Here is a 5415-nt window from a genome sequence, read left to right as displayed (position 1 = left end):
CGAGCCGCGGGCCGCCGGCGAGACGCTGGAGCTGATCGGCGGGGAGACGCCGATCCAGGAAGCGGTGGAGTCGATCGCCGGGCGCTGAGCACGGCGGCGTACGCACGAGGAGCGGGTCCCTTCCGGGCCCCGCTCCTTTTCTACGGCGCCGGCTGCCGCACCGGCTCCGGGAGGACTTCCGCCACGTCGCCCGGCGTGACGGCGGCGTCCACCTCGCCGCGGCAGACCGAGAGGAGGGCGTCGGCCGCCCAGTTCCCCGCGACGCCGGAGCGCGCCGAGAGGTACTCGGCGATGCGTTCCGGCGCCCAGGCGTGCGACTCCCGCAGCCCGGAGGCGAGTTGGTGGAGGTAGAGCGCCGAGGGCGCGGTGCAGGCGACATCGTTCCTGCACCAGGGCGCGGTGAAGGTGAGGACCGGCCGGCCGTCGAGCGACCCGGCGCAGACGAGCGTCTCGTACGGGCCCGGTCCCGTCTCCAGCCTGCCCGCCGCGAGGACCGCGTCGAGGTCGACGTCGGCGCCCGGGTCGCGGTGCATCTCCTGGGCGGCGATGTCCGAGAACTGCTCGACGCTGACGAGGTGGGCCCGTGCTGCGGCGATGCCCTCGGCGGCCGGGTCGTAGAAGGCGACGCCGCCGGTCCATACCGGGGACTCGCCCGCGAAGTAGACGTCGCCGGGGAGGGCGACGGCCGTGGACTCCAGCGGGTCGCGGGGGTCGCGGCATCCCGGGTAGGTGCGTCCGGTGCCGGGCGGGCAGCCGCCGGCGAGGTAGTAACGCAGGCGGGAGAGGTGCAGGTTGGAGCCGAACGACGCATACCAGACGTACCGCGGCGCAGCGCTCTCCCGCTGCAACGGGGAAAGCTGCCGGGGCTCGGTCACGTTCGCTCCGCGTGGGGTCGGGGTGGGTCGCCTGTCGTGCGGGGGCTCGGGGCACTGAGGTCCGATCCGTCGAAAGCGTAACTTTTCGGGCCTTCGAGGCGGAGGTCGAGAGGCCGTGAGATAGGCCTCAACGGGTGAATGATGTCGGTCACGCCCGGCCGACAGCGGGGAGCGCGCCCCGTTGCGTCGTCGTGAAGTGGCGCCGCGCAGCGCGCCGTTGGGTGTTCGCTCCGGGCCGAAGCGCCGGCGCCCTCGCCGGCGCGGGGACAGCATCCCCGTATGGCACCGCTTCTCGTTCTCGTGCACAGCCCGCTCGTCGGGCCGACCACCTGGCGCCCCGTCGCCGAACGCCTCACGGCCGCGGGGCACGAGGTCCGGGTCCCGTCGCTGCTCCACGTCGGCTCCGGCGGCCCCCCGTACTGGCCGCGCGCGGTGGACGCCGTACAGGAGAGCCTCGCCGGGGTGCCGGACGACGCGCCCGTCGCGCTCGTGGCGCACAGCAACGCGGGGCTGCTGGTCCCCGCGATCCGCGCGGGCGTCGCCCAGCCCGTGGCGCACTCGCTCTTCGTCGACGCCACGCTGCCGGCGACCACGGGCCCGAGCCCCGCACTGCCGCCGGAGCTGCTGGAGATGCTCCGCCCGATGGCCGTCGACGGGGTGCTGCCCCGCTGGACCGACTGGTGGCCGGAGGAGGACGTCGCCGCCATGCTCCCGGACCCCGAGCTGCGCCGGACGATCGTCGAGGAGCAACCTGCCCTGCCTCTCGCCTACTTCGAGCAGCGTTTGCCCGTGCCTCTCGAGCGGGGGGACGCGCCCTGTTCCTACCTGCAGTTCAGTACGCCCTACGACGGTGAGGCGGCGGATGCTCGGGAGCGGGGATGGAAGGTGGGGCGGCTGCCTGGGACGCATCTGCAGCAGGTTGTCGACGCGGGGGAGACGGTGCGGTGGGTTGTGCGGATGGTCGGGGGTGGGTGAGGGGCGTTCGGGGCTTGGGGGGAGTGCTCCGGGTGTGCCGGGGCTTTGAGTGGGGGCGCCTCTTCGTCGGCACGTCTGCGGTCGTGCGCAGGGGCGTTCCGGGTTCGGTGGACGGTCACGCGGCATGGGGCTCATGACGGTGCCCGGGTGAGTGCGGTGTGCACAACGTGCTTTCGCTGAAGGCAAGTTGAGAGGGCACAGGATGTCCCTGCATGCGTGGGGGGCCGAACGTCGTCTACGAGCTGGGCCTTGTTCGTGGGAGTCCAACGCCGCGTGTGCGGGGAGCGGCAGAAGATCCCGACGAGCACGTTGCCGGGGTGGGGCCATTCCCGCTTGCGCGGGGAGCAGCCGGTCGCTTCCTCGATGGCGGTGCGGTCGGCGGGTCCATCCCCGCGTGCGCGGGGAGCAGTTCGCCGAGTTCCTGGACGAGGTTCAGCCGGAGGGTCCATCCCCGCGTGCGCGGGGAGCAGCCACCGGATCGGAGTTGAGCTCCATCTCCATCGGGCCCATCCCCGCGTGCGCGGGGAGCAGCGGGCGTCGGTCTCCCATCCGACCTGGTCGTCGGGTCCATCCCCGCGTGCGCGGGGAGCAGTCGGTGACCTCCGCGCCCGTGTACGGAGCCGGGGGTCCATCCCCGCGTGCGCGGGGAGCAGGTGGAGGTGAGCAGCAATCCGCCCACGATCGTGGGTCCATCCCCGCGTGCGCGGGGAGCAGTACGCGGCCCCGCACACCACGCCCCTCGCCAAGGGTCCATCCCCGCGTGCGCGGGGAGCAGACGAGGGGGCCATCAGATTCGAAGCCCAGGTCGGGTCCATCCCCGCGTGCGCGGGGAGCAGCTCGGTCACACCAGCCTGGAGAACGGGATCGAGGGTCCATCCCCGCGTGCGCGGGGAGCAGCCCGACCTATCACCTCGCAGTCGCCTGCGACTCGGTCCATCCCCGCGTGCGCGGGGAGCAGGAGCAGTCGCCGCGACGGCCGGCCTGATCAACGGGTCCATCCCCGCGTGCGCGGGGAGCAGGAGCGCGGCGGACGCGGGGGCTGGGCGCAGGTGGGTCCATCCCCGCGTGCGCGGGGAGCAGAGCCCCAGGAGAGGCCGCCGGTTCCTGCGGAGGGGTCCATCCCCGCGTGCGCGGGGAGCAGATTGGTAGGTGGCGGGCCGGGCCCGCGCCAGAGGGTCCATCCCCGCGTGCGCGGGGAGCAGACTCGTTGACCTGCGTGTTTATCGGCCGCTGACCCCCGTTGAAGCAACTTTCTCCGAAGGCGACAAATCCGGCACCCTCCAGCGGCGGAGCAACTTCACAGTTGCCGTAAGGGACTTGCGTCCGTTGCAGCACAGTCGCGCGGGCTCATCTCCTCCGGCTGACAGCCAATCCCCCGGTGCCGTCCGAGACGGCCGCCAGCATCGAACCTTCAACTGCCACCAAAGTACGGCAGGTTCCAGCACAGCTCCCGGGGTTTGACGGTCGGTGCTTCTACCCAAAACCAACAGGCACCAGTCGCTCCCATCGAGCACAGAGGCACACGCAGCCCGCCCCTCGCTCCGTCCCAACCCCCCACCCACACCGGCGATTTCGTCGAACCGCGGCCCCGTCAGCCGACAGACGTACCCGATACGGCCGACCGCCGCCGATCCACAACCCCCTCAACGATCCTCATCACCCGCTCCCCCACCTGATCGACACTCCCGTTCTGCGCACTCACCTGCGCCCCTTCGAGCACGAACGTGATCTCGGCCACCGCTTGCTCCGGCTCGGGCAGCCCCGCCTCGGTGCACATGCCGAGGAGCCTGCGGGCCTGGTGGGCCTTGTGCTCCTCGATCACCTGCCGTGCCGGATGGGCGCGGTCGGGCAGCTCGGCAAGGGAGTTGACGAACGGGCAGCCGCGGTACGTGAGCGCCGGCAGCCCCTCGGCGACGAAGCGGGCCACGGCGAGGATCTGCTCCCCGGGGAGGCCGGGGTGCTCGGCCTCGGCGTCGTCGAAGGCCGCCCGGTAGTCGGCGGCGACGATCCGCAACCACTCCGCGACCAGCTCGTCCTTAGTGCCGAAGTGCCGGTAGAGCGCCATCTTCGTGGTCTCGGCCCGCTCGGCGATCGCCTGGACGCCCACCCGCCGAATCCCCTCGTCCCGGAAGAGTTCTTCCGCCGCGTCGAGGATGCGCTCGCGCGGCGGCAGCTTCGCGACTCTGCTCGGTCTCCTGGCGGTCGGTGCCATGGCCGCTCCTTTGGCGTCGGTCGAATGCGTGGCCACCACGCTAAGGTACCCCCGCGTGCCATTCGATACCGATCGGTATCGTACGGTGCTGTACGGTATCGTCCGCAACGCTGGGAGTGACAGTGAGAGTTGCCGAGTACGTGAGCCACGACGCGGTCGGGCTCGCCGAGCTGGTGGCCGAAGGCGAGGCGACCCCCGCCGAGCTGGAAGCAGCCGCACGCGAGGCCGCTCAGGCGGTCGACCCGCACCTCAACGCCGTCGTGGAGACCTGGCCGTCCGACGACGACCCCGCGCCCGGCAGCACACCGCTGTCCGGCGTCCCCTTCCTGATCAAGGACATCGGAGTCTCCATGCGCGGGAGACGAACGGAGTTGGGCAGCCGCCTCGCGGAGGGCAACGTCGCCGCCGCCGACTCCGCACTGATGGCGCGCTTCCGCCGCGCCGGCCTGGTGACGTTCGGACGCACCGCGGCACCGGAGTTGGCCTTCAGCACCACGACGGAGCCGGTGCTGTACGGCCCCACCCGCAACCCGTGGGATCCGGAGCGGAGCGCAGGCGGGTCCAGCGGTGGCGCGGGCGCCGCCGTCGCCGCGGGGATCGTGCCGCTCGCACACGGCACCGACGCGGCCGGCTCGCTCCGCATCCCCGCCGCCTGCAACGGACTCTTCGTGATGAAGCCCACCCGCGGCCGGGTCTCCATGGGGCCCGACGCCGACGAGGTCTTCAACGGCCTCGCCGTGCACGGCAGCGTCAGCCGCTCCGTACGCGACAGCGCCGCGCTGCTCGACCTGGTCCGCGGTCCCGAACCGGGCGACCCCTACTTCGCCCAGCAGCCGTCCCGCCCGTACGCGGAAGAGGTCGCCCGCCACCCGGGCGCGCTCAGGATCGGCGTCCTCGCGCAGGCATGGGGCGGACACCGCACCACCGCGCCCGTGCTCCGCGCCCTCTCCCGCACCGTGGATCTGCTGGAGTCCCTCGGCCACCGGGTGGACGGGGCCGAGGTCGCCCTCGGCCCCGACTGGGACGAGTTCGTCACGGCCAACGCCCATCTCTGGACGGCGAACCTCGCGGCCTCCGTCGACGAGCTGGCCACCGCCTTCGACCGCCCCGTCGACTCCTCGACCCTCGAACCGACGACCCTCGCCAGCTACCACTACGGACGGCAGGTCAGCGGCGCGCAGTTCGTCACCGCCCTCACCGTCCGCAACCGGACGGCCCGCAGCCTCGCCCGGTACTTCACCGACCACGACCTCCTGCTCACCCCGACCTTGCCCGAACTCCCCGTACCCCTGGGAACCCACACCGAGAACGCAGCCGAACTCGACGGCCTCGGCTGGCTCCGCCGCGTCTTCG

General features: G+C 72.4%; 4 protein-coding genes and 1 CRISPR repeat array. Of the genes, 2 read left to right on the top strand and 2 right to left on the bottom strand.

Going from position 1 to position 5415, the window contains the following annotated elements:
* Positions 1-140: 140 nt before the first annotated feature.
* Positions 141-875 (bottom strand): hypothetical protein, encoded by a 735-nt coding sequence (locus tag UWG_RS30845; protein WP_016909632.1) that lies wholly within the window; start codon positions 873-875, stop codon positions 141-143.
* Positions 876-1154: 279 nt separating this feature from the next.
* Here UWG_RS30845 and UWG_RS0123380 point away from each other — a divergent pair, with 279 nt between their 5' ends.
* Positions 1155-1850, top strand: coding sequence for a lipase family protein (locus UWG_RS0123380; protein WP_016909631.1), 696 nt, complete (start codon positions 1155-1157; stop codon positions 1848-1850).
* A gap of 259 nt (positions 1851-2109) precedes the next feature.
* Positions 2110-3052: a CRISPR direct-repeat array (repeat unit 29 nt; unit sequence GGGTCCATCCCCGCGTGCGCGGGGAGCAG).
* A 389-nt stretch (positions 3053-3441) separates the two neighbouring features.
* Here UWG_RS0123380 and UWG_RS0123375 read toward each other — a convergent pair.
* Positions 3442-4062, bottom strand: coding sequence for a TetR/AcrR family transcriptional regulator (locus tag UWG_RS0123375; protein ID WP_016909630.1), 621 nt, complete (start codon positions 4060-4062; stop codon positions 3442-3444).
* Between the two features lie 122 nt (positions 4063-4184).
* On the opposite strand from UWG_RS0123375, the gene UWG_RS0123370 reads away from it, so the two are divergent.
* The coding region (locus UWG_RS0123370; RefSeq protein WP_033196325.1) for an amidase at positions 4185-5415 on the top strand (1231 nt) is incomplete at its 3' end.

Origin of the sequence: Streptomyces xiaopingdaonensis (assembly GCF_000262345.1) — a bacterium.
GTDB classification, from domain to species: Bacteria; Actinomycetota; Actinomycetes; order Streptomycetales; family Streptomycetaceae; genus Streptomyces; species Streptomyces xiaopingdaonensis.
This window is presented reverse-complemented; position numbering and strand designations above follow the sequence as displayed.